The organism is Cochleicola gelatinilyticus (assembly GCF_001637325.1).
Classification (GTDB): Bacteria; Bacteroidota; Bacteroidia; order Flavobacteriales; family Flavobacteriaceae; genus Cochleicola; species Cochleicola gelatinilyticus.
Window position 1 is genome coordinate 1 of record NZ_LRXL01000053.1, and the last position, 20,835, is coordinate 20,835.

Consider the following 20,835-nt stretch of genomic DNA (forward strand, 5'->3'; position numbering starts at 1 on the left):
TTTTTTAAAACTTTTTTGTACTTTTTTCTTAAACCTCTGAAATACCTCGTTTTAAAAAAAACACCTCCCAAATAAACCCTTTATACCTATATATTAGTACCAATACAACCCGAAAAACTGCGTTAGGGACAAAATCAACTGTCTGAGCTCTTTTTGGGGAATCGCATTCTCCCCAAAAAAGCGAGTGCGGATGGCCCGACCACTTCTCAAATTAAGCCATAAACAGCGCTATGAAAAAACAACCTACAAATAAAAGCAATACTTAAAATTGAAAATTCTAGTGGGAACGCCAAAAATTTTAATTTGAATGAACCTTAATACATATTGTAAAAAGCAGAAAGTCGTAGTATCTTTGACGCTTCAAACTAGCGAATATTATGATCAACATTACCTTACCAGACGGAAGTGTAAAACAATTTGAAGCCGGCACTACTCCAATGGACGTCGCAAAAAGTATTAGCGAAGGATTAGCGCGGAATATTATTTCGGCATCTTTTAACGAAGAAACCGTTGAAACCTCAACTCCACTAAAAGTAGATGGGAGTCTTGTGTTATATTCTTTTAGAGACGATGAAGGGAAAAAAGCGTTTTGGCACTCTTCTGCACATATCTTAGCACAAGCATTGGAAGAACTTTATCCAGGTGTCAAATTAACAATAGGCCCCGCCATTGATAATGGTTTTTATTATGATGTTGATTTTGGAGCTATTTCTATCTCTGAGCATGATCTAAAAAAAATTGAAGATAAAATGATGGAGATTGCTCGCGGAAAGCATGAGTTCTCAATACGAGAGTCTAGTAAAGCTGAGGCGTTGAACTATTATAAGAAAGAAGGAAACGAATATAAAGTTGAACTGATTGAAAACCTAGAGGACGGAACCATTACATTTTGTGATCATGATACCTTTACCGATCTGTGTCGAGGTGGTCACATTCCGAACACGGGTATTGTAAAGGCAATTAAATTAATGAGCATTGCTGGAGCTTATTGGCGCGGTGATGAAAACAATAAACAGTTAACTCGTATTTACGGAGTTAGTTTTCCAAAACAAAAAGACTTAAAAGAATACCTTGAGCTTTTGGAACAGGCTAAACAACGTGATCACCGAAAGCTTGGAAAAGAATTAGAACTTTTTACATTTTCTCAAAAAGTAGGACAAGGTTTACCGTTATGGCTTCCGAAAGGAGCTGCTCTTCGTGAGCGTCTTGAAAACTTTTTAAAGAATGCACAAAAAAAAGCTGGCTATGAAATGGTAGTTTCACCACATATCGCGCAAAAAGAGCTGTATGTAACTTCTGGGCACTTTGCAAAATACGGTGAAGATAGCTTTCAAGTGATTAACACTCCTAATGAAGGGGAAGAGTTTATGTTAAAACCCATGAACTGCCCGCACCATTGTGAGATTTACAATTACAAACCGTGGTCTTATAAAGATCTACCTAAACGTTTTGCTGAATTTGGAACTGTATATCGCTACGAGCAGAGTGGAGAATTGCATGGTCTAACGAGAGTTCGCGGATTTACTCAAGATGATGCACATATTTTTTGTACTCCCGACCAATTGGACTCCGAATTTAAGAAGGTAATCGACCTCGTATTGTATGTATTTGGATCGTTAGGTTTTGAGAACTTTACTACACAGGTCTCTGTACGTGATCTTAGCAAGCCTGAAAAATACATTGGAGATCTTGATACTTGGGACAAGGCAGAGAATGCAATTCTTAATGCTGTTAAAGATAAGGGGTTAGATTATATAGTAGAAACTGGAGAAGCTGCTTTCTATGGTCCAAAACTCGACTTTATGGTTAAAGATGCTTTAGGAAGAAGTTGGCAGCTGGGCACCATTCAAGTGGATTATAATCTTCCAGAGCGATTCGACCTTACTTATAAAGGAAGTGATAATGAATTACATCGTCCAGTAATGATTCACCGTGCCCCATTTGGAAGTATGGAGCGTTTTGTTGCAATTTTACTTGAGCATACGGGCGGAAACTTTCCGCTTTGGCTGATGCCAGAACAGGTTGCCATATTGTCATTAAGTGAAAAATATGAAAAATACTCCGAAAAAGTTTTAACTTTGCTTGAAAATGACGAAATTCGCGCCCTTGTAGATAACAGAAACGAGACTATTGGCAAGAAAATCAGGGAGTCTGAAATGAATAAACTTCCCTATATGCTTATTGTCGGTGAGCAAGAAGCAAAAGATGGTACGGTTTCTGTACGTAAACATAGCGAAGGAGATTTAGGAACCATGACTGTTCAAGAATTTTCGTCAATGTTACAAGAAGAAGTCAGAAAAGACATCAAAGAGTTTAATGTTTAATTAAAATTTATAGCCATAGCAATACGAAGAAAAAGAAGTAGAGGTCCCGCAAGGATTATTAAAGAAGATCAGCACAGAATCAATAGAAAGATCCGTGTTGATGAAGTACGCCTTGTAGGTGACAATATTGAAATGGGAGTTTATCCAACCAGAAAAGCTCAGGAAATGGCAGATGAACAGGGTCTTGATCTTGTTGAAATCTCGCCAAACGCAAAACCACCTGTATGTAAGGTGATGGACTACAAAAAGTTCGTATACGAACAGAAAAAGCGTGAAAAAGCCATGAAGGCAAAAGCGTCTAAAGTAGTTATTAAAGAAATTCGTTTTGGTCCTAATACAGATGACCATGATTACGAATTTAAAAAGAATCACGGTGAAAAATTCTTAAAAGATGGTGCGAAGTTAAAAGCGTATGTATTCTTTAAAGGACGTTCTATCATCTATAAAGATCAAGGTGAGATTTTATTATTACGTCTCGCTCAAGATTTAGAAGAAGTTGGAAAGGTGGAGCAAATGCCTAAACTGGAAGGAAAGCGAATGATTATGTTCATCGCTCCAAAAAAGAAATAATCTCCTTATTAAGGAGTTAATTATAAAGAAAATTCACTGTAAAATAGTGTAGTGAATAAATGCGAAATAATATTTAAAAAGTAGAAACATGCCGAAACAAAAAACAAAATCTAGTGCTAAAAAGCGTTTTAAGCTTACCGGTACTGGTAAAATAAAAAGAAAGCATGCGTTTAAAAGTCACATCTTAACAAAGAAGTCTAAAAAACGTAAGCTAAAATTAACTCATGACGGTTTGGTACACGAAGCGGACGAGAGTAATGTTAAACAAATGCTTCGATTGAAGTAATCGTTTAACCGGTTAACCTAATTATTATAACCCTGGAGTAGTGCCTTAAAGAGTTCAAAATAAGAAACGCCTGCTACAAAAAACAAATAAATTATGCCAAGATCAGTAAATTCAGTTGCAAAAAGAGCCCGTAGAAAAAAGGTGCTTAAGCAAGCCAAAGGATACTTTGGAAGACGTAAAAATGTATGGACCGTAGCTAAGAATGCCGTTGACAGAGCGATGCAGTATTCTTACAGAGACCGTAGAAACAAAAAAAGAACATTCAGAGCTTTGTGGATCCAGCGTATTAACGCAGGTGCACGTCAGCACGGTATGTCTTACTCTCAATTTATGGGAGCTTTAAAAAAGGATGGAGTGGAGTTAAATCGTAAAGTATTAGCAGATTTAGCCATGAATCACCCAGAAGCTTTTGAAGCAATTATAAAGAAAGTAAAATAAGAATATTTAATCCTATTATTTCGCAAAAACCCATCAGTATAACGCTGATGGGTTTTTTATTTTACTGCCAAAATTTTAGTTTTCAAAAGTTTGGTTATATTCGTAAAAACCCAAATCGTGAAAATACACCCTATTATCCTCCTTTTAGGAATAGGAATCTGTACTTCTGCTTTTGCCCAAAAGACAGGAAAAACCTATAAAACCGATCGTTATAGTTCGATTTACCTCCCGTTGGGAAAAATCTCTTTCGCTGACAGCATCTACTCATTTTCTATGGGTAATCCTATGCCTTTAGAGAAGTTTAGAAATCCTATACAGTCTTTGCATGAACCCAATTACGAAAACTATCATACACCAAACTTTCTTTCTATTGGTTGTAAAGGTGTATTAGAACTCGCCTTTACCGATAATGGATTTATGAACCTACCTGGAAATGATCTCTATATTTTTGAAGTGGGGCCTTCTAAAGAATCTGCTAAAATAGAAATTTCTACCAATGGAACAGACTGGACTTATGCCGGAACAATTTCGGGTGGTAAATCTATTTTAGACTTAGAAGATGAAAACATTCCTACAGATGTGATCTATTCTTTTTTGCGTATTACCGATATGGAGGATCTTTGTCGAAGTAAGACGGCTGGAGCAGACATCGATGCAGTTGCAGCTATTAACAGTGTTATTAAACTCACCATTAATGCCGATGTTATTTTTGATGTTTCTGAATACAAACTCAAAAGTTCTGCTAATAAAACGTTAGATTCTCTCGCCAGTTTAATTAAAAAAGTAGATAAAGCTACTATAGTTGCCGAAGGACACACCGATAGTGATGGAAGCGATCGTTCTAATATGAAGCTTTCAGAAAATCGCTGCCTCTCGGTGATCGATCGCTTGCGTGCCATATTAGGATACGAAGCCTTATACGATTATGAGGTAAAAGCTTATGGTGAAACAAAGCCAAAAGTAGTAAACGATTCAAAAGAAAATAAGCAAATAAATAGACGGGTCGAAATACTTGTTATGCCCCCTAATGATTATTACAAATATATTCCGAAGAAAAAAGATTAAGTTTTTTGCTTTTTCTTTTTGGCTGCAGGAAACAATACATTATTTAATATTAAGCGATACCCTGGTGAATTAGGGTGTAGTGCCAATTCGGTTTTGGCATCCCCGACCCGATGCTGATAATCTTCGGGATCGTGTCCGCCATAAAATGTAAAAAAACCTTTTCCTTTGATTCCGTGAATATAGCGAGCCTCTCCGTTACTTTTATTTTCACCCATCACCAATACATTAGATTTAATATGATCAGGAGTATACGATGTGGTTTGCCCCATAAATCCCTTTACGAGAGCAGTATGATTTTGAACCAACATACACGGAATGGGATCCCATTTTGCAGAATAATCCATTAGCGTAAAATAATCGGTCTCTTTCGATATGCGTCTTTTCGTAGTCATATCGATCGAGGAGAATTCATATACCATGGGACTTCTTTCTAGAATATAATCCTTAAAGGCAAAAGTCTTGCTATAATCAATCTTACTTTGATAGCCTGCTTCACTTGGATCACCGTCGAACATAACTTCACAAATATCCACCCCTTCGGCCGAAAGAGCAATATCAAAACTGTCGGTGGCACTGCACATGGCAAACATAAATCCACCGCCAACTACATAATCACGAATTTTTAAAGCTACATCTCTTTTTGCTTCAGAAACTTTTGAATATCCCAGTTTGGCCGCTAAATTTTCTGCATTCTTCTTTTCTTCTATATACCAAGGTGCAGCTCTGTAAGCACGATAGAATTTCCCATATTGTCCTGTGAAATCTTCATGGTGCAAATGCAACCAATCATACAACAATAATTGGTCGGTCAATACTTCTTCATCATATACTACTGTATAGGGAATTTCGGCATAAGTAAGCACCATTGTAACAGCATCGTCCCACGGCAAACTTCCTTTAGGAGAATAAACAGCGATTTTAGGAGCCTTTTCTAGAACAACAGCTTCCATATTTTGCGAGGGACTGCTTATCTCTGTGAGTATTTGTTCTGTTTTGGAGTCTGAAATAATCTCGAATGAAACCCCTCGTATCTGACATTCTCTTTTAATTTCTTCGGAATCTGGTAATAAAAACGAGCCTCCTCGATAATTAAGCAACCACTTCACTTTTGCATTTCGCTCCAGTGTCCAATAGGTAATTCCATATGCTTTTAAATGTTCTTTTTGTCCCTCTGCATCCATAGGAATTAGAATATAAGAGGCAGAAGCGTTTAAACTGAAGCAAAAAAAGATACTAAAAATTAGAAGTCTTGTCATGATTTTAAATATAGGAAATCTTATAAAAAGATCACCAACCTTACGTCACTTAATTAACGACAAAAGTTACGCCAAAGTGTCTTCCCTTATGGTTAATTTACAAATGCTTGGATAAGGGTCTTCCGCTACTACTTATAAATTAATACTCCTGTACCAAAATGAGCTTTATAATTAAGACAGAACTAAATAGTACCGATTGCGCACCAATCGTATCGTATTAAAATGGAACTTCATCATCTCCCTCAGGAGACAAATCGTCGTTCATAGAGCTACCAAAAGCTTCCCCTGGTGATGGCAGATGATCGGTTTTAAAGCTATCATCGTTCGCAGCATCATTCATACGGGAATGAATTTCATTCGTAAAATTAAAAGTTTCAAGGTTTTCGAACTTCCCTAAATGTCCTACAAATCGAAGGCGTATTTCATCGAGCCCACCATTACGGTGCTTCGCCACAATAAATTCAGCTTGACCATCGGTTGGGGTTCGTTCGTCATCATCCCATTCTTCAATTTTATAATATTCAGGTCGATATATAAATGATACAATATCTGCATCCTGCTCGATCGCACCCGATTCACGAAGATCTGAAAGTAACGGACGTTTACTTCCTCCTCTCGTTTCTACAGCACGCGATAGTTGTGACAAAGCGATTACTGGTACACTTAGTTCTTTTGCTAATGCTTTCAAGTTTCGGGAAATGGTCGAGATTTCCTGTTCACGATTTCCACCTTTCTGACTTCCACCAGCGGTCATTAATTGCAGGTAATCGATCATGATTAATTTTATACCATGTTGTGAGGACAATCGCCGTGCTTTAGCCCGAAGGTCAAAAATAGAAAGCGAAGGGGTATCATCAATAAACAAAGGTGCTTTTTCTAACCCTTTCACTTTAACGTTTAACTGTTCCCATTCGTGCTTTTCAAGATTTCCAGTACGTAGTTTTTCTGAACTCAATCCAGTTTCGGAAGAAATTAGACGGGTAATTAATTGTACTGATGACATCTCTAGAGAAAAGAACGCTACCGGAATATTATGTTCTACAGCTACATTTCGTGCCATAGAGAGCGTAAGAGCTGTTTTACCCATACCAGGACGTGCTGCGATGATAATTAAATCACTCGGCTGCCAACCCGAAGTTAGCTTATCTACTTTATCGAAACCGGAAGGTATTCCCGAAAGACCTTCTTTATTAGCGATTTCCTCAATTCGTTTCTTTGCTTGAATTACAAGATTTTGTGCTGTTTCTGAAGATCGCTTTATATTACCCTGTGTTACTTCGTATAATTTAGATTCTGCTTTATCTAACAAATCGAATACATCGGTTGTTTCATCGTACGATTCTTCGATGATTTCGTTTGAAATTTTTATAAGACTTCGCTGAATGTATTTCTGAAGAATTATACGTGCATGAAACTCAATATGTGCCGAAGAAGATACTTTTTGAGTAAGCTGAATAAGATAAAACTCGCCTCCAGCCTGTTCTAATGTTTGATGCTTTTTTAATTGAGAAGAAACGGTTAATAAGTCAACAGGCTCACTGTTTTCAAACAAAGTATGAATGGCTTCAAAGATGTGTTGGTGAGCGTCTTTATAGAATACATCAGCATTTAGAATATCGATTACTTCATCGACTCCTTTTTTATCGATCATCATCGCACCTAGCACAACTTCTTCTAAATCAGTAGCTTGTGGCGGTAATTTTCCTTTCTCTAATGAAATTATTTGAGAGGAGCGTGTTTTGTATGAGGTTTTCGCTTGCACTTTTTCCATAAGGCGAATGTAACTAAATTGTTAAGAGGGGTGGGTTTTTTACGTAGTACGATGTTAACGGGTCTTCAACAATTGAACTGTTAATAACTCAAAAATATTGTTGATAACCCGTAAAAAAATCCGAAGCGCAAACTTCGGATTTTTGAATCTATCGGTATTGCTGAAACTAGCCTTTAAAGACACCCATCTCTGAGTATTTTTCCATGCGTTTTTCAACAAGATCTTTTGGTGATAAGTCTTTTAGGACCTTATATTCTTTCTCTATAGCATTTGCTACAGACTTGAACGTTCCAGGACGATCACTGTGAGCACCTCCTAGAGGCTCTTTTACGATAAGATCGATAAGTTTCTGTTTTTTCATATCTGAAGCAGTAAGTTTTAATGCTTCGGCTGCCTGTTCTTTAAATTCCCAGCTGCGCCACAAAATGGATGAACAACTTTCTGGAGAGATCACAGAGTACCACGTGTTTTCTAACATAAGGACTCGATCTCCTACTCCAATTCCTAAAGCACCCCCACTAGCGCCTTCACCAATAATTACTACAATGATAGGTACTTTGAGGCGTGTCATTTCTATAATATTACGTGCAATCGCCTCTCCTTGACCGCGTTCTTCTGCTTCTAAACCTGGATAAGCCCCAGGAGTATCTACAAAACAAACTACAGGTACGTTAAACTTTTCGGCAGAGCGCATTAAACGCAAAGCTTTTCTATATCCTTCTGGGTTTGCCATTCCGAAGTTTCGATATTGACGCGTTTTGGTATTAAAACCTTTTTGCTGCCCAACGAACATATAGCTTTGGTCTCCGATTTTACCTAAACCACCGACCATGGCTTTATCATCTTTAAAATTACGATCACCGTGTAATTCTAGGAAAGAATCCCCACAGAGAGCGTTAATGTAATCCATTGTATAAGGACGATCTGGGTGACGGGATAATTGAACCCGTTGCCATGGCGTTAGATTCTTATAGATGTCCTTTTTCGTTTCGTTAAGTTTCTTTTCTATTTGCTTGCAGGTATTGGTGACATCCACATCACTCTCTTCACCGATCTGGCAAGCTTTCTCGTATTGCTCTTGCAATTCCTTTATAGGTAATTCAAATTCAAGATATTCCATAATTGCTGCTTGATTTGCTTTTTTGGCTGAATTTACAAAGATAAAATTTTGTTTTTAGCTATCGGGCAAATGTCTTTTTTTTCTTTCCATCGATGTTTTAATTATTCCATTTGCTATCACCGTAACGATGATTATTGCAGCGCCATAATAAAACTGAGGACTCATATTTTCTTCGTCTCCAAGAATAAGTAAGGCTAGAATAATTCCATACACAGGCTCCATATTTATTGTAAGCATTACCGTATACGGGCTTATCCATTTCATGACATGCACTGAGGCTATAAAAGCGTACGCTGTACACACCGATGCCAATATAAGAAGATACATCCAATCGTTCATTGAGACAGTGAAGAACGCTTCAGAAAAGCTTCCACTTACCGCGAGATAACCCGTTATGCATAGTGTTCCGAAGAATAACTCGTAGAGGGAGACCACAGAAGCATTATATTTAATTGCATATTTCCCATTGATCACTGAGAACAATGCACCCAAAAAAGAGGCTGCCAGCGCGAGTAAGATTCCGAAGAAATAATCGCCTTCAACATTAAAAATAACATATAAACCACCCACGACAATTAAACCAAAAAACACTTCGTACCAGATAACTTTGCGACGATATAAAAGCGGCTCTAAAAGCGATGTAAAAAAAGCTCCGGTAGACATTATTGCTAGTGTAATCGAAACATTAGACACTTTAATTGCTCCAAAAAATGCCAGCCAATGTAAGGCGATTATGAGTCCGGCGAGGAAAAAACCTGCGATCACTTTGGGGGGAAATTGCAATTTTTCTTTTCTGAAACGCACCCAAATAAAAATAAGCCCCGAAGCGACAAGCATACGATACCAGACCAAGGGAATAGCTTCAATCGTGATGAGTGCTCCCAATACGGCAGTAAATCCCCAGATGAAGACTATAAAATGAAGGTGCAGGTAATTAAATAATTTATCGTTTTGCATTCCGAAGCAAATAAATAGCTAAAATTCCGAAGACAAAATTAGGAAACCAAGTTGCTATAAAGGGTGAAAAATCACTTTGCTCTGCCATCGTTCCGAAGATCTTATCGAAAAAGATAAACACCATTCCGATTGCAATTCCAATGGCAAGGTTTACTCCCATCCCTCCTCTTCTTTTTACAGAAGAAACTGCTACTGCAATAATGGTAAGTATGTACGCAGAAACAGGAAGGCTCCATCGCCTGTATTGTACTACTTCGTACCGATTAATATATGAAGAGCCTCGCTTTTTTTCTCTTTCAATAAAGGTGTTTAATTCTGTAATGCTAAGGGTCTCTGCAATATATTCTACTGGAGTAAGATCTTCCATTTCAAAAGAAAATACCGTGTCGAGTTCTTTTGTAGAGGTAATTTCATCTTCAAACTCTCCAATGGTTCGTTTGGTATAATTATATAAGGTATACGTACTGTCTTTTCGGTTGTATCGAATTCGGTTGGCAGAAAGCTTGTATTCCATTTTATTACCTTCAAAATGTTCGAGTGTAAAGTTACTTCCCGACCCTTCTTTTACATTAAAATAGCTTACATAAATGTAATCGTTATCGTTAATTTGTCGGTATACATTGGTCTGTGCCCTATCTTGTGCTCCTTTTTTTAAATAATTATATTTAAATTCATTAAATCCTTTGCTTGCCATAGGTGCCAGATACATTCCCATAACTAGGGCACCAATACAAACGATTGTTGCTCCAATCATATAAGGTCTTAAGAAGCGATAATACGATACGCCACTACTTAAAAACGCAACTACTTCGGTGTCGTTAGCGAGCTTAGAAGTGAACCAGATCACCGATAAAAATAAAAATAAAGGAAATAATAAATTTGCAAAGTAAACGGTAAAGTCTAAGTAGTACTCGAGCACTACTATTAGCGGCACTTCATTTTCGAGCATTTTATCGATCTTCTCTGCCAGATTTACTGTAATTCCAATTGGAATAAAAAGTAACAACAATAAGATAAAAGTCCCTAGGTATTTCTTTAATATGTATCGATCTAGTATACTTAGCATTATAACCGCTTGTCCATTTGCTTTACCATTTTATTTTTCCAAGTTGTGAAATCACCAGCTAAGATATGTTTTCTAGCCTCGCGAACCAACCACAAATAAAATCCGAGGTTATGTATGGTTCCTATTTGCCTTCCTAGCATTTCGTTTACCGTAAACAGGTGTCTCACATAGGCTTTACTATAAGCGGTATCTACCCACGTAATTCCCATTTCGTCGATTGGAGAAAAATCATCTTCCCACTTTTTATTTTTAATATTTATAGATCCATGGGCGGTAAACAACATCCCGTTTCTCCCGTTTCTAGTGGGCATTACACAATCGAACATATCGATTCCTAACGCTATGTTTTCAAGAATATTAATGGGTGTTCCTACTCCCATTAAATAACGCGGTTTGTCCTTCGGAAGTATGCTCGTGACCACATCTGTCATTTCATACATTTCTTCAGCAGGTTCTCCTACTGAAAGTCCACCAATAGCATTACCTTCTGCCCCTACTGAAGCAATATACTCGGCAGATTGTTTCCGAAGGTCTTTATAGGTACTCCCTTGAACAATAGGAAAAAATGTCTGATTATAATCGTACTTCAAAGGCGTTTTCTCCAAATGGTTAATACAGCGATCTAGCCAACGATGTGTCATATGCATAGAGCGTTTTGCATAATTATAATCGCAAGGATAGGGTGTACATTCATCGAAAGCCATAATAATATCGGCACCGATGGTTCGTTGAATCTCCATCACATTTTCGGGAGTAAAAAAATGATAACTCCCGTCGATATGCGATTTAAATTTCACTCCTTCTTCTTTGATCTTGCGATTGGCTGAAAGTGAATAAACTTGGTAGCCGCCACTATCGGTTAGAATATTCCGGTCCCAATTCATAAATTTATGAATTCCTCCTGCTTTTTCTAATATTGGGGTTTGTGGCCGAAGGTATAAATGATAGGTATTCCCTAAAATAATATCGGGGTTGATCTCTTCGGAAAGTTCTTTTTGATGCACTCCCTTTACGGTAGCAACCGTTCCTACGGGCATAAAAATAGGTGTTTCTATGGTACCGTGATCTAAGGTGATTGTTGCGGCGCGTGCACGACTGGCGGCATCTGTAGCTTCTAATTTAAACTGCATGTGTGTGTTTTCTGAAAGTGCAAAGATACCTTTTCTATCGACGTTTGAAGAAGTCAAATTAAAGATTTACAACGAACCAATAAAGTTTGCTTGGTAATGCAAAAAAATCTTTTTTACTTCTGCGCAGAAATTATAAAATACCTTCCTTTAAAAAAGATGATCGCAACCCCTTTTCTACTCCGATTTACTCATATTTAAACAATTACTCTGAAAACACAAGTCTAGTGCCTGTTCCATAAATTAATAAAACTATTCCTTTAAAACCATTTAGCAAAGGTAGGCTGTTAACAAAAGCATGAAATCGTTAATAAGTGACCTACATTCTTTTTTAATAAGGAATGACAAAAGATTATTTTTGAAGCTTACAACGAAAACCCTTTATATGTCAGATTCCAAACATCTTCAAGATTTAGTCACTCAAGTACGCAGGGATATTCTGCGACAGGTACATAAAGTAAATTCTGGTCATCCAGGAGGTTCTTTAGGTTGTGCCGAGTTTTTCGTGGCTCTTTATCAAAAACTTATGGATCGCAACGATTCGTTTTCAATGGATGGGAAAGGAGAAGATCTTTTCTTTTTATCCAACGGCCATATCTCACCTGTCTTTTACAGTGTATTAGCACGATCGGGATATTTTCCAGTGGAAGAGCTTAACACCTTCCGTTTATTAGATTCTCGACTTCAGGGACATCCAACAACTCATGAAGGTCTTCCAGGGATTCGTGTGGCATCAGGTTCATTAGGTCAAGGAATCTCTGTAGCAATTGGTGCTGCACAAACCAAAAAACTTAATAACGATTCACACCTTATTTACACGCTATGCGGTGATGGTGAATTGCAGGAAGGACAAAATTGGGAAGCGATTATGTATGCTGCCGGAAATGGCATAGATAACCTCATCGTTACCATTGATCTTAACGGGCAACAAATCGATGGTTCAACAGAAAATGTACTTCCGCTAGGAAACGTAAAAGGAAAATTTGAAGCTTTTGGCTGGGACGTACTGGAAATTAAAAAAGGAAATGATCTCGACGCAGTAATTGAGGGCATGCAGGAAGCTAAAGAAAGAACTGGAAAGAACAAACCAGTATGTGTTTTATTACACACGGTTATGGGACACGGTGTCGATTTTATGATGCATACCCATGCATGGCACGGGAAAGCTCCTAACGACGAGCAACTAGAAACAGGTTTAGCACAGAATCCTGAAACCATGGGAGATTACTAATTTAATCTTTCAAAAGAAACTTTTAATTAAAAATACCCGTATATGCGGGCAGTAGCATGAAAAAATATACAGATAGCGGTAAAAAAGATACACGTTCCGGTTTTGGAGCAGGACTCACAGCATTGGGAAAATCTAACGAAAATGTGGTTGCACTCTGCGCCGACCTTACTGGTTCGTTGAAAATGGACGAATTTAAAGAAAATCATCCCGACCGATTTTTTCAAGTAGGAATTGCAGAAGCAAATATGATCGGTATGGCGGCAGGAATGACTATAGGAGGAAAAATACCTTTTACAGGTACTTTTGCTAACTTCTCAACGGGAAGAGTATACGATCAAATTCGACAAAGTGTTGCTTACAGCGGAAAGAATGTTAAGATCTGTGCTTCTCACGCAGGAGTAACGTTAGGCGAAGATGGAGCGACCCACCAAATCCTTGAAGATATTGGGCTAATGAAAATGCTTCCAGGCATGACCGTTATTAATACCTGCGATTACAATCAAACAAAAGCAGCTACATTAGCAATTGCGGAACATGATGGACCTGTATATTTACGTTTTGGAAGACCTAAAGTAGCTAACTTCACCCCTGAAGATCAAACTTTCGAGATTGGCAAAGCAGTGCAACTACAAGAAGGAAATGATGTAACACTGGTAGCTACCGGACATTTGGTTTGGGAAGCATTACAAGCAGCAGAAACACTTAATGAGCAAGGAATTAGTGCTGCTGTAATAAACATTCACACCATTAAACCTTTAGATAGCGAAGCAATTTTAAAAAGCGTTAGAAAGACCGGTTGTATTGTAACCGCAGAAGAACACAATTTCTTAGGCGGATTGGGTGAAAGTGTTGCGAGAGAATTAGCTGAGAGTACTCCAACACCACAAGAATTCGTAGCAACAAAAGATACTTTTGGGGAATCTGGAACTCCAGAACAACTTATGGAAAAATATGGTTTAAATGCAGACGCTATAGTCAAAGCAGCATTAAAAGTGATTGCTCGCAAATAACATAGTAAAGATATTACTTGAAACGTTACATTATAACAATAAAAAAAGCCTCGCATTGCGAGGCTTTTTTATTGATATAACTAATTAAGTTTATTAACTATCGGAATCTAAATAATCTACAATACCATCACCATCAACGTCTGGAAAAGTAATATTACCATCATCGTCAATTTCAATTTCATCCCTTGTCGGACGGCCATCACCATCATCATCGTTATCTAAAATATTAGGCAAACGATCTCCATCGGTATCATCATCCTCTTCCAAGCCATTCCCATTGAGGTCTTCCATAAATGAAGGCACACCATCTAAGTCTTGATCTCCAGTTTCAGCAGCATAAATCTGAAAAAGAAAAATTAACTGTTCATACGAGCCAATTTCTGCTGTACCTGCGGCAAAATAACCCAATCCTGAAGGAAGAAACACAGCTCCTACCCCAAAATTTTCAAAAGAAGCAGATCCATCGGGATTAGAACCAATATCTCCCGCCCCATTAAATTCAATTATAGCATCTTGAAACCCATTAATTGTACCTGTAAGGTCAAATTGAGTAGGCACATTAGATGCATCAAATAAGAAATTGTTTTCTAACAACCTACCTTCATAAGAAAGTGTAACAATATCAGGAAATTTAGGTTGATCACCCTCTCCTTGAAGTACTCTTAAAAAGTAAAGCTTATACATAACATCTTCGTCAATACGATCTTGAACCATTTTAGAAGACACCTGTTCAATCAATGGAATTTTTCCTGCATTATCTCCAGCCAGTGTATCGATTCGAATTCTAAAATCGAAATCTGCAGAAGGAGTTTCAAATTCTTCATAATTATAAAAATGAGTTTCCAAATAGGTAACAATCTCTGCCTCTGCGGCTAATGCCTCTTCACCACGATCCCTGGAAGGTGTAATCGTAGGAGCATCATCATCGTTATTACATGAAGTTACCGCAACCTGTATGCAAGTGAGTATTGAAAATAAAAAAAGTAATTTCTTCATAAATTTTTATTGAGCGCGCAAGATACAATTTTCCGCTATTTTTGCTTTGTAGATTAACGTAGAATTTAGATAATTTGTATGAGGATCGATAAATATTTATGGAGTGTCCGGTATTTTAAAACGCGAAGCATCGCAACACGAGCAGTTAAGAAAGGGAGTGTCCGGGTAAATGGAGATGTGGTAAAACCTTCTCGCGATGTATATCCTGGAGATACTCTCACAGTAAGGAAAGATCAAATTGATTATACACTCGAAGTACTTGACCTGCCAGAGAGCCGATTAGGAGCTAAATTGGTGGACATGTATCGCAAAGATACGACCCCAAAAGAAGCATTTGCAAAGATAGAACTCTTAAAATACTCGAAAGAATATTACCGAAAAAAAGGAACTGGCCGTCCCACAAAAAAAGATCGGCGGGATCTCGAAGATTTTACAGACACCCCTACTGAAGAAAACTAACTACCTTTGCTTAAAATAAAAGTATATGAAAACGCAAACCGTCATTCTTACCAAAAAAGAAATTGCACATAAAATTAAACGTATTGCTTATCAGATTTATGAAACCAATGTTTCTGAAACAGAAGTGGTGATCGCTGGTATTACAACCAATGGCTATACGTTCGCAAAAAAATTAAAGACGGCTGTAGAAAAGATCGCTCCAATACAGGTAACGCTATGCGAAGTACATATCGACAAAAAGCAACCTACCAATCCTATTACCACCTCAATTTCTTCTGAAGCATACCAAAATAAGTCACTTTTGCTAGTCGATGATGTTTTGCACTCGGGCACAACGCTTATCTATGGAGTAAAACATTTTTTAGAAGTTCCATTGAAACAATTTAAAACAGCAGTACTCGTAGATCGAAACCATAAAAAATATCCAATAAAAGCAGATTTTAAAGGCATCTCATTATCCACGTCTTTAAACGAAAATGTGTCAGTAATTTTTGAAGCACATAACGATCGCGCTGTATTAGATTAATTTCCCAACAACATGCTCTACGACCTCATCAATATTTAAGTGCTTTACAGGCACTTTAAGCTCCGCTTGGTTGTAATAGAAAGAACGTTCAAAAAGATGTTTTCTAATAAAGTCGTTCAAAGCCTCTTTATCATTTAAATGAGAGATAAGGGGTCTTTGGTCTTTTTCATGAAACAAACGATTGGTAAGTGTATCCAGATCACATTGTAAATATACCGTTCGTGTATCTTTATGTGTTACCAAATACTTCATAGCATCCCCATAGCACGGAGTTCCGCCTCCCGTTGCGAGTACTATGGGAGCTGTACCTTTAAGCAGTTCCTCTAAATATTTACGTTCTTTTTTTCTGAAATAGATCTCTCCTTTTTGTTGAAATAGTTGGGAAATTGTTTTTTGTTCCTGTGATTCGATGTACGCATCTAGATCAATGAAGGGACATTTCAATACAGTTGCAAGTTTTTTACCTACGGAAGACTTTCCACTTCCCATGTATCCAATTAAAATAAGTTTCATGAATTTGTTTGTATTTTTTGTAGAAACATAGGTAAAATCTTACTAAAATTCTTCCAAGCTTTCAGCAAAGCAAATTTAATTTGTATAAAATAAAGACGGTTTCACCTGAAAACCATAGCGTTTCAAAATAATGAACAAATTTACTGCAAAATGCTTGGAAATATAAATATAATGATAGTATATTTGCACCCGCATTCAGGGAAGACCTGGTAGCTCAGTTGGTAGAGCATCTCCCTTTTAAGGAGAGGGTCCTGGGTTCGAGCCCCAGCCAGGTCACAAAATGCTAAAAAAGTTAAGCCCCTCGGTTTAACTTTTTTTTTACCCGAATGCGACTCTAGCCTTTTAGAGTAAGTATCCACCCGGGTGCTGGAATTGGTAGACAGGCATGGTTGAGGGCCATGTGTCCTTTAGGGCGTGTGGGTTCAAGTCCCATTCCGGGTACTTTTAATACCATTTGGTATTCTATTTCCCTAAACATTTCACAATACGAGCCCGTGGCGGGCGTGGCGAGACGCTAAAAATCGCTTTTCAGATTTTTAGAGGCGAAGCCGTAACAAACCCAAAAGTCCCATTCCGGGTACTTTTTATACCATTTGGCATTCTATTTCCCTAAACATTTCATAATACGAGCCCGTGGCGGGCGTGGCGAGGCGCTAAAAATCGCTTTTCAGATTTTTAGAGGCGAAGCCGTAATCCCTACCCAAAGTCCCATTCCGGGTACTTTTTATACTATTCGGTATTCTATTTCCCTAAACATTTCATAATACGAGCCCGTGGCGGGCGTGGCGAGACGCTAAAAATCGCTTTTCAGATTTTTAGTGGCGAAGCCGTAATCCTTAACCAAAGTCCCCTTTCGGGTAGCACTTTATACCCCTCTTACTCCAAAAAACATCCTTCCCCGGCCCTTCCTTCGAAGGAAGGGAGATTTATTTGGTAGTGAATTTAAAAAATCCAACTAAATACGACCACCCCTACTACTTTCCCGCTGCACTTTTATTTTGTCGACTAATTTATTTTAATATCTTTACCTAGTAAGCATGTCCACGAAGCATTGTGGACTTTTTTATTCACCCCGTTCGGGGCCTTTTTCTACTCCCCCTTTTTAATTTCGCGTTTGCGTACACCCTTTCCTATAACCCTTACTTTAGGTGTTTATATGTTGGTTTTATGCTTATATAGATTGTTGTGTTTCATACAAAAACAAAAAATCAGATGAAGTAATATTATGAATAAATATAGAAATTTAGATGGCGATTCAGGAGTTGATTCTTATGAAATTGGTAATGACTATATAACTGTAAAGTTTAATAAAAACTACAGAACTTATACATACAGCTATGCTAAAGCTGGAGAGAATAATGTTGAAGAAATGAAAAGTCTTGCAATAAATGGTGCGGGTTTAAATGCCTTTATTAATAAATATGTAAGAAATTTATTCGATTAAAATATAAAATGATGAAAGAAAAAATAGAAAATGCAGGAAAAAACCTTAAGACAATTCTAATAGACTACACGGAAAAAGATGGAAGTAATGAAGGGTGGCGTGAAGTAGAACCATATAGTTTTAGAGAAAAAAAGGGTGAAACATATTTTTACGGTTATGATATAAAGAAAGGTGGAATTAGAGGGTTTATTTTGAATACCATCAATGACATTGAAGAGACAGAGAATACTTATAATCCAAGATGGACAGTTGAATTTTAAATTATGAATACATCCGATTTCAGAAAAACATTAATAAGTATTGCAGAAGGAGATGGCAGCAATTTACTTTCAAAAGTAATTGCCTACTATTATCCAAGTTTAGATTTTTCTAGTAGAGAAAATCTATTTGAGAGTTTGTTAAACAGGTTAAAATTATTAAATGAAGATTCATCTTTTGATTTTGAAAAATTAAAAACAGAAATAGAATCTGATGAACAAATAATAAATCTAAAGGAATACAAAGGTAAAGACTTCAGAATAAAAGAAATTGAAATTTCCAATTTGAGAGGTATTCCGCAAGTTGATGAAGACAATCCTATACCTTATGGAATCGGACTATTAGATGATGATGGAGAAATTAACAATGCGATAATTTTAGCCAATAATGGTGTAGGTAAATCTTCTGTATTTGCAGGGCTTGAAATGATTTATGCTCAAGAAATTGGTGAGAAAAAACTAAGGACTTTTAATCCGGATAGTTTAAAGCACGAAGGATACAATAAGTATCTGAAAAATGTAAATAATGAAGCTAAACCAATATGCAAAGTAAAAACTGTAGATGGTGATTATAGTTTAGAAAATGTAATTCTAAAAAATAAAGAAGTATTAAACTTGCTTAATCCCCAATCTCATTTTATTTCAGAGTATGATGTTATTAGAAATGGCCAGATTACTTACTATGGAAATAAAGAAAATACAATTCATAATATTGTTGCAGAATCTTTAGGTTTAAGTGAGTACTTAAATTGCTTAGAAATTGCAGAACAAATTCCAAAGTATAGAAGAAGTAAAGAAACAACTGCAAAAAATAGAATTTCAAAAGAAATAGAAAGTAATAAGACCCTCATAAAAAATAACATAGCTGTTATTGAGAATAGGGATTTGCAATTGAAAGAGCTCAAAGAACAAGGAAAAACTCAAAACACACCTCTTAAAAGTTCTGAACTCAATATTTTAAATGAGCTTATAATAAAAACACCAAAATCTTTAATAGACAATATCAATGTAACCGAAAGTATAAAGCAATTCAATATTCTCTTCGAACAGTATTCAAGTATAGAAACAAGCAAGATGGCTTCCATAGAACGACAGTTTTTAGAAGCTGGAAATAATTTACTGCACGATTTTGATGATTGTCCATATTGCAAAAATTCTAATTTGACATTAGAAGAAATGAAAATACAGGTTGAGAGTAGGTTACTGGAACTTAACAAAATGAGTAAACTCAACAAAGAAATTACCGAAAGTTATAAAAAAACAATAGGTGAGTTATTAAATACATTTCAAAACTTTAGAAATGTATATAACTTTATAGAGATTGATAGAACAGAAATAAACTCAATACTTAGTTCAAAACAAGCATTGGAGACTGAGGAGCATTTATATATTATTTTAGCCCCTATAGTGAATGATGAGAAATTGATTAATCACATAAAAGACCTATCCGAAAGAACCTTACTTACAGATGATGACTTCAACAAATTAGCAAACTTATTAAAAAATAATTCATCATTGTTTGGTGATTTCTTAGATAATACAAAAAAACAAATATCCGATTTATTCAAAATTAGAACTGAAGCATTAGAAAATGAAATAGAAAGCCTTTCAAATAATGCTTCACTTCCATTAGAACAAACAATTTTAAATCTAGAAAAAGAAATAAAAGAATTAGAAGAACAAATAAAAACTGCAACTGAAAATAATGAGACTTTAAAACAAGATGAAGAAAAGGCAATTGAACTAGTTGAGTTTGTATTTCAAATTAAGAATGAAATTGAAGTTTTCAATACGAAACTAAGAGTAAAAGTAAATTCAATAGTAGAAACTAATTTCAAAGCATTTAAAGAACCACTTGAAAAAATTCTGAACGATTATTTTCAAGATGACCCAAATTTAAAGTTAAACATAGATCTAAAAGAAACCCCTTATGAAATTGATGGTGAGACATTATATTCTAAAATAATAGTTGCAGAAATTATGGATAAGACTAATCCTGATAGAGTGACTACACCTGATCAATATTTCAATACATTTCGATACAAATTATTTAGTTTAATGGTTGGGCTAAGTATTGCATTAGCTTCAAGGAAAAAATATAAAGTAAATATACCTTTAGTTATAGATGATTTGTTTTACGGAAGTGATTTCGTGAGCAAAAATACGTTTTCAAAATTTATCCAAGACTTAGTGATTTTGTACTACGCGCATACACCAGATATGCCTTTACAGATAATTTTATTCACTCATGATAATTTTATTTATAAAAATGCTATTGAAGGTATAAGTTATTTACCTGAAGGTCATAAAGAAATATATTTAGAAAACACTATTAAATCCAGAATGTTTCCTCCTAAGGATAAAGTAGAAGAGAAAAGTAAAACAGGTTTTAAATACTGGAATCTTATAAATAACTAGG

At 36.4% G+C, this 20,835-nt stretch carries 20 protein-coding genes and 2 tRNA genes; 14 read left to right on the plus strand and 8 right to left on the minus strand.

Going from position 1 to position 20,835, the window contains the following annotated elements; translation table 11 throughout:
• The first annotated feature begins 377 nt into the window (after positions 1-377).
• From thrS to ULVI_RS14340, 5 genes are all read left to right on the plus strand, one after another.
• Positions 378-2,324, plus strand: a complete 1,947-nt coding sequence (gene thrS / locus ULVI_RS14320; RefSeq protein WP_068593498.1) for a threonine--tRNA ligase — start codon at positions 378-380, stop codon at positions 2,322-2,324.
• 57 nt (positions 2,325-2,381) lie between these two features.
• Positions 2,382-2,894, plus strand: coding sequence for a translation initiation factor IF-3 (infC, locus tag ULVI_RS14325; RefSeq protein WP_197463525.1), 513 nt, complete (start codon positions 2,382-2,384; stop codon positions 2,892-2,894).
• Positions 2,895-2,982: 88 nt separating this feature from the next.
• Positions 2,983-3,180, plus strand: coding sequence for a 50S ribosomal protein L35 (gene rpmI / locus ULVI_RS14330; protein WP_068593500.1), 198 nt, complete (start codon positions 2,983-2,985; stop codon positions 3,178-3,180).
• Between the two features lie 93 nt (positions 3,181-3,273).
• Positions 3,274-3,618 (plus strand): 50S ribosomal protein L20, encoded by a 345-nt coding sequence (gene rplT / locus ULVI_RS14335; RefSeq protein WP_068593501.1) that lies wholly within the window; start codon positions 3,274-3,276, stop codon positions 3,616-3,618.
• Positions 3,619-3,735: 117 nt separating this feature from the next.
• Positions 3,736-4,683 carry an OmpA family protein gene (locus ULVI_RS14340; protein WP_068593502.1) on the plus strand — a complete coding sequence of 316 codons (948 nt, stop codon included), beginning with the start codon at positions 3,736-3,738 and terminating at the stop codon, positions 4,681-4,683.
• On the opposite strand, the gene ULVI_RS14345 is transcribed toward ULVI_RS14340, so the two are convergent.
• The 6 genes from ULVI_RS14345 to tgt form a co-directional block, all read right to left on the minus strand.
• The gene (locus ULVI_RS14345) at positions 4,680-5,864 is read right to left on the minus strand and encodes an asparagine synthetase B (RefSeq protein ID WP_068593663.1); all 1,185 of its coding nucleotides are present in this window, start codon (positions 5,862-5,864) and stop codon (positions 4,680-4,682) included. The two genes, ULVI_RS14340 and ULVI_RS14345, sit on opposite strands and share 4 nt — an antisense overlap.
• 292 nt (positions 5,865-6,156) lie before the next feature.
• A complete protein-coding gene (dnaB, locus tag ULVI_RS14350; RefSeq protein ID WP_068593503.1) occupies positions 6,157-7,710 on the minus strand; it encodes a replicative DNA helicase in 1,554 nt (517 codons plus the stop codon).
• A gap of 166 nt (positions 7,711-7,876) precedes the next feature.
• Positions 7,877-8,830, minus strand: a complete 954-nt coding sequence (locus tag ULVI_RS14355) for an acetyl-CoA carboxylase carboxyltransferase subunit alpha (protein WP_068593504.1) — start codon at positions 8,828-8,830, stop codon at positions 7,877-7,879.
• A gap of 54 nt (positions 8,831-8,884) precedes the next feature.
• Entirely contained in the window at positions 8,885-9,787 is a 903-nt protein-coding gene (locus ULVI_RS14360; RefSeq protein ID WP_068593505.1) for a DMT family transporter, read from the minus strand.
• Positions 9,774-10,853: an LptF/LptG family permease gene (locus ULVI_RS14365; RefSeq protein WP_068593506.1), complete on the minus strand. Its 1,080-nt coding sequence runs from the start codon at positions 10,851-10,853 to the stop codon at positions 9,774-9,776. Before ULVI_RS14365 ends, ULVI_RS14360 begins: the two co-directional genes overlap by 14 nt.
• Positions 10,853-11,983, minus strand: coding sequence for a tRNA guanosine(34) transglycosylase Tgt (tgt, locus tag ULVI_RS14370; RefSeq protein WP_068593664.1), 1,131 nt, complete (start codon positions 11,981-11,983; stop codon positions 10,853-10,855). The genes ULVI_RS14365 and tgt overlap by 1 nt, the downstream gene beginning before the upstream one ends.
• A 382-nt stretch (positions 11,984-12,365) precedes the next feature.
• Here tgt and ULVI_RS14375 point away from each other — a divergent pair, with 382 nt between their 5' ends.
• Positions 12,366-13,211 carry a transketolase gene (locus tag ULVI_RS14375; protein WP_068593507.1) on the plus strand — a complete coding sequence of 282 codons (846 nt, stop codon included), beginning with the start codon at positions 12,366-12,368 and terminating at the stop codon, positions 13,209-13,211.
• Positions 13,212-13,267: 56 nt separating this feature from the next.
• Positions 13,268-14,221 carry a transketolase family protein gene (locus ULVI_RS14380; protein ID WP_068593508.1) on the plus strand — a complete coding sequence of 318 codons (954 nt, stop codon included), beginning with the start codon at positions 13,268-13,270 and terminating at the stop codon, positions 14,219-14,221.
• A gap of 93 nt (positions 14,222-14,314) precedes the next feature.
• Here ULVI_RS14380 and ULVI_RS14385 read toward each other — a convergent pair whose 3' ends face one another.
• On the minus strand, positions 14,315-15,217 hold the full coding sequence (locus tag ULVI_RS14385) for an FKBP-type peptidyl-prolyl cis-trans isomerase (protein WP_068593509.1): 903 nt from the start codon (positions 15,215-15,217) through the stop codon (positions 14,315-14,317).
• Between the two features lie 78 nt (positions 15,218-15,295).
• On the opposite strand from ULVI_RS14385, the gene ULVI_RS14390 reads away from it, so the two are divergent.
• Positions 15,296-15,676: an RNA-binding S4 domain-containing protein gene (locus tag ULVI_RS14390; RefSeq protein WP_068593510.1), complete on the plus strand. Its 381-nt coding sequence runs from the start codon at positions 15,296-15,298 to the stop codon at positions 15,674-15,676.
• A gap of 25 nt (positions 15,677-15,701) precedes the next feature.
• Positions 15,702-16,202 (plus strand): phosphoribosyltransferase family protein, encoded by a 501-nt coding sequence (locus tag ULVI_RS14395; protein WP_068593511.1) that lies wholly within the window; start codon positions 15,702-15,704, stop codon positions 16,200-16,202.
• On the opposite strand, the gene ULVI_RS14400 is transcribed toward ULVI_RS14395, so the two are convergent.
• On the minus strand, positions 16,194-16,715 hold the full coding sequence (locus ULVI_RS14400; RefSeq protein ID WP_068593512.1) for a shikimate kinase: 522 nt from the start codon (positions 16,713-16,715) through the stop codon (positions 16,194-16,196). The two genes, ULVI_RS14395 and ULVI_RS14400, sit on opposite strands and share 9 nt — an antisense overlap.
• A 203-nt stretch (positions 16,716-16,918) precedes the next feature.
• Between ULVI_RS14400 and ULVI_RS14405 the strand changes: the two genes are divergently transcribed.
• The 5 genes from ULVI_RS14405 to ULVI_RS14425 all read left to right on the plus strand — a co-directional run bounded on the left by ULVI_RS14405 (position 16,919) and on the right by ULVI_RS14425 (position 20,834).
• Positions 16,919-16,991, plus strand: a tRNA-Lys gene (locus ULVI_RS14405).
• An 81-nt stretch (positions 16,992-17,072) separates the two neighbouring features.
• Positions 17,073-17,156, plus strand: a tRNA-Leu gene (locus ULVI_RS14410).
• 784 nt (positions 17,157-17,940) lie between these two features.
• On the plus strand, positions 17,941-18,159 hold the full coding sequence (locus ULVI_RS14415; RefSeq protein WP_068593513.1) for a hypothetical protein: 219 nt from the start codon (positions 17,941-17,943) through the stop codon (positions 18,157-18,159).
• Positions 18,160-18,167: 8 nt separating this feature from the next.
• Positions 18,168-18,419 (plus strand): WYL domain-containing protein, encoded by a 252-nt coding sequence (locus ULVI_RS14420; protein WP_068593514.1) that lies wholly within the window; start codon positions 18,168-18,170, stop codon positions 18,417-18,419.
• A 3-nt stretch (positions 18,420-18,422) separates the two neighbouring features.
• Complete coding sequence (locus tag ULVI_RS14425) at positions 18,423-20,834, plus strand: hypothetical protein (protein ID WP_068593515.1); 2,412 nt, start codon at positions 18,423-18,425, stop codon at positions 20,832-20,834.
• Position 20,835 lies beyond the last annotated feature (1 nt).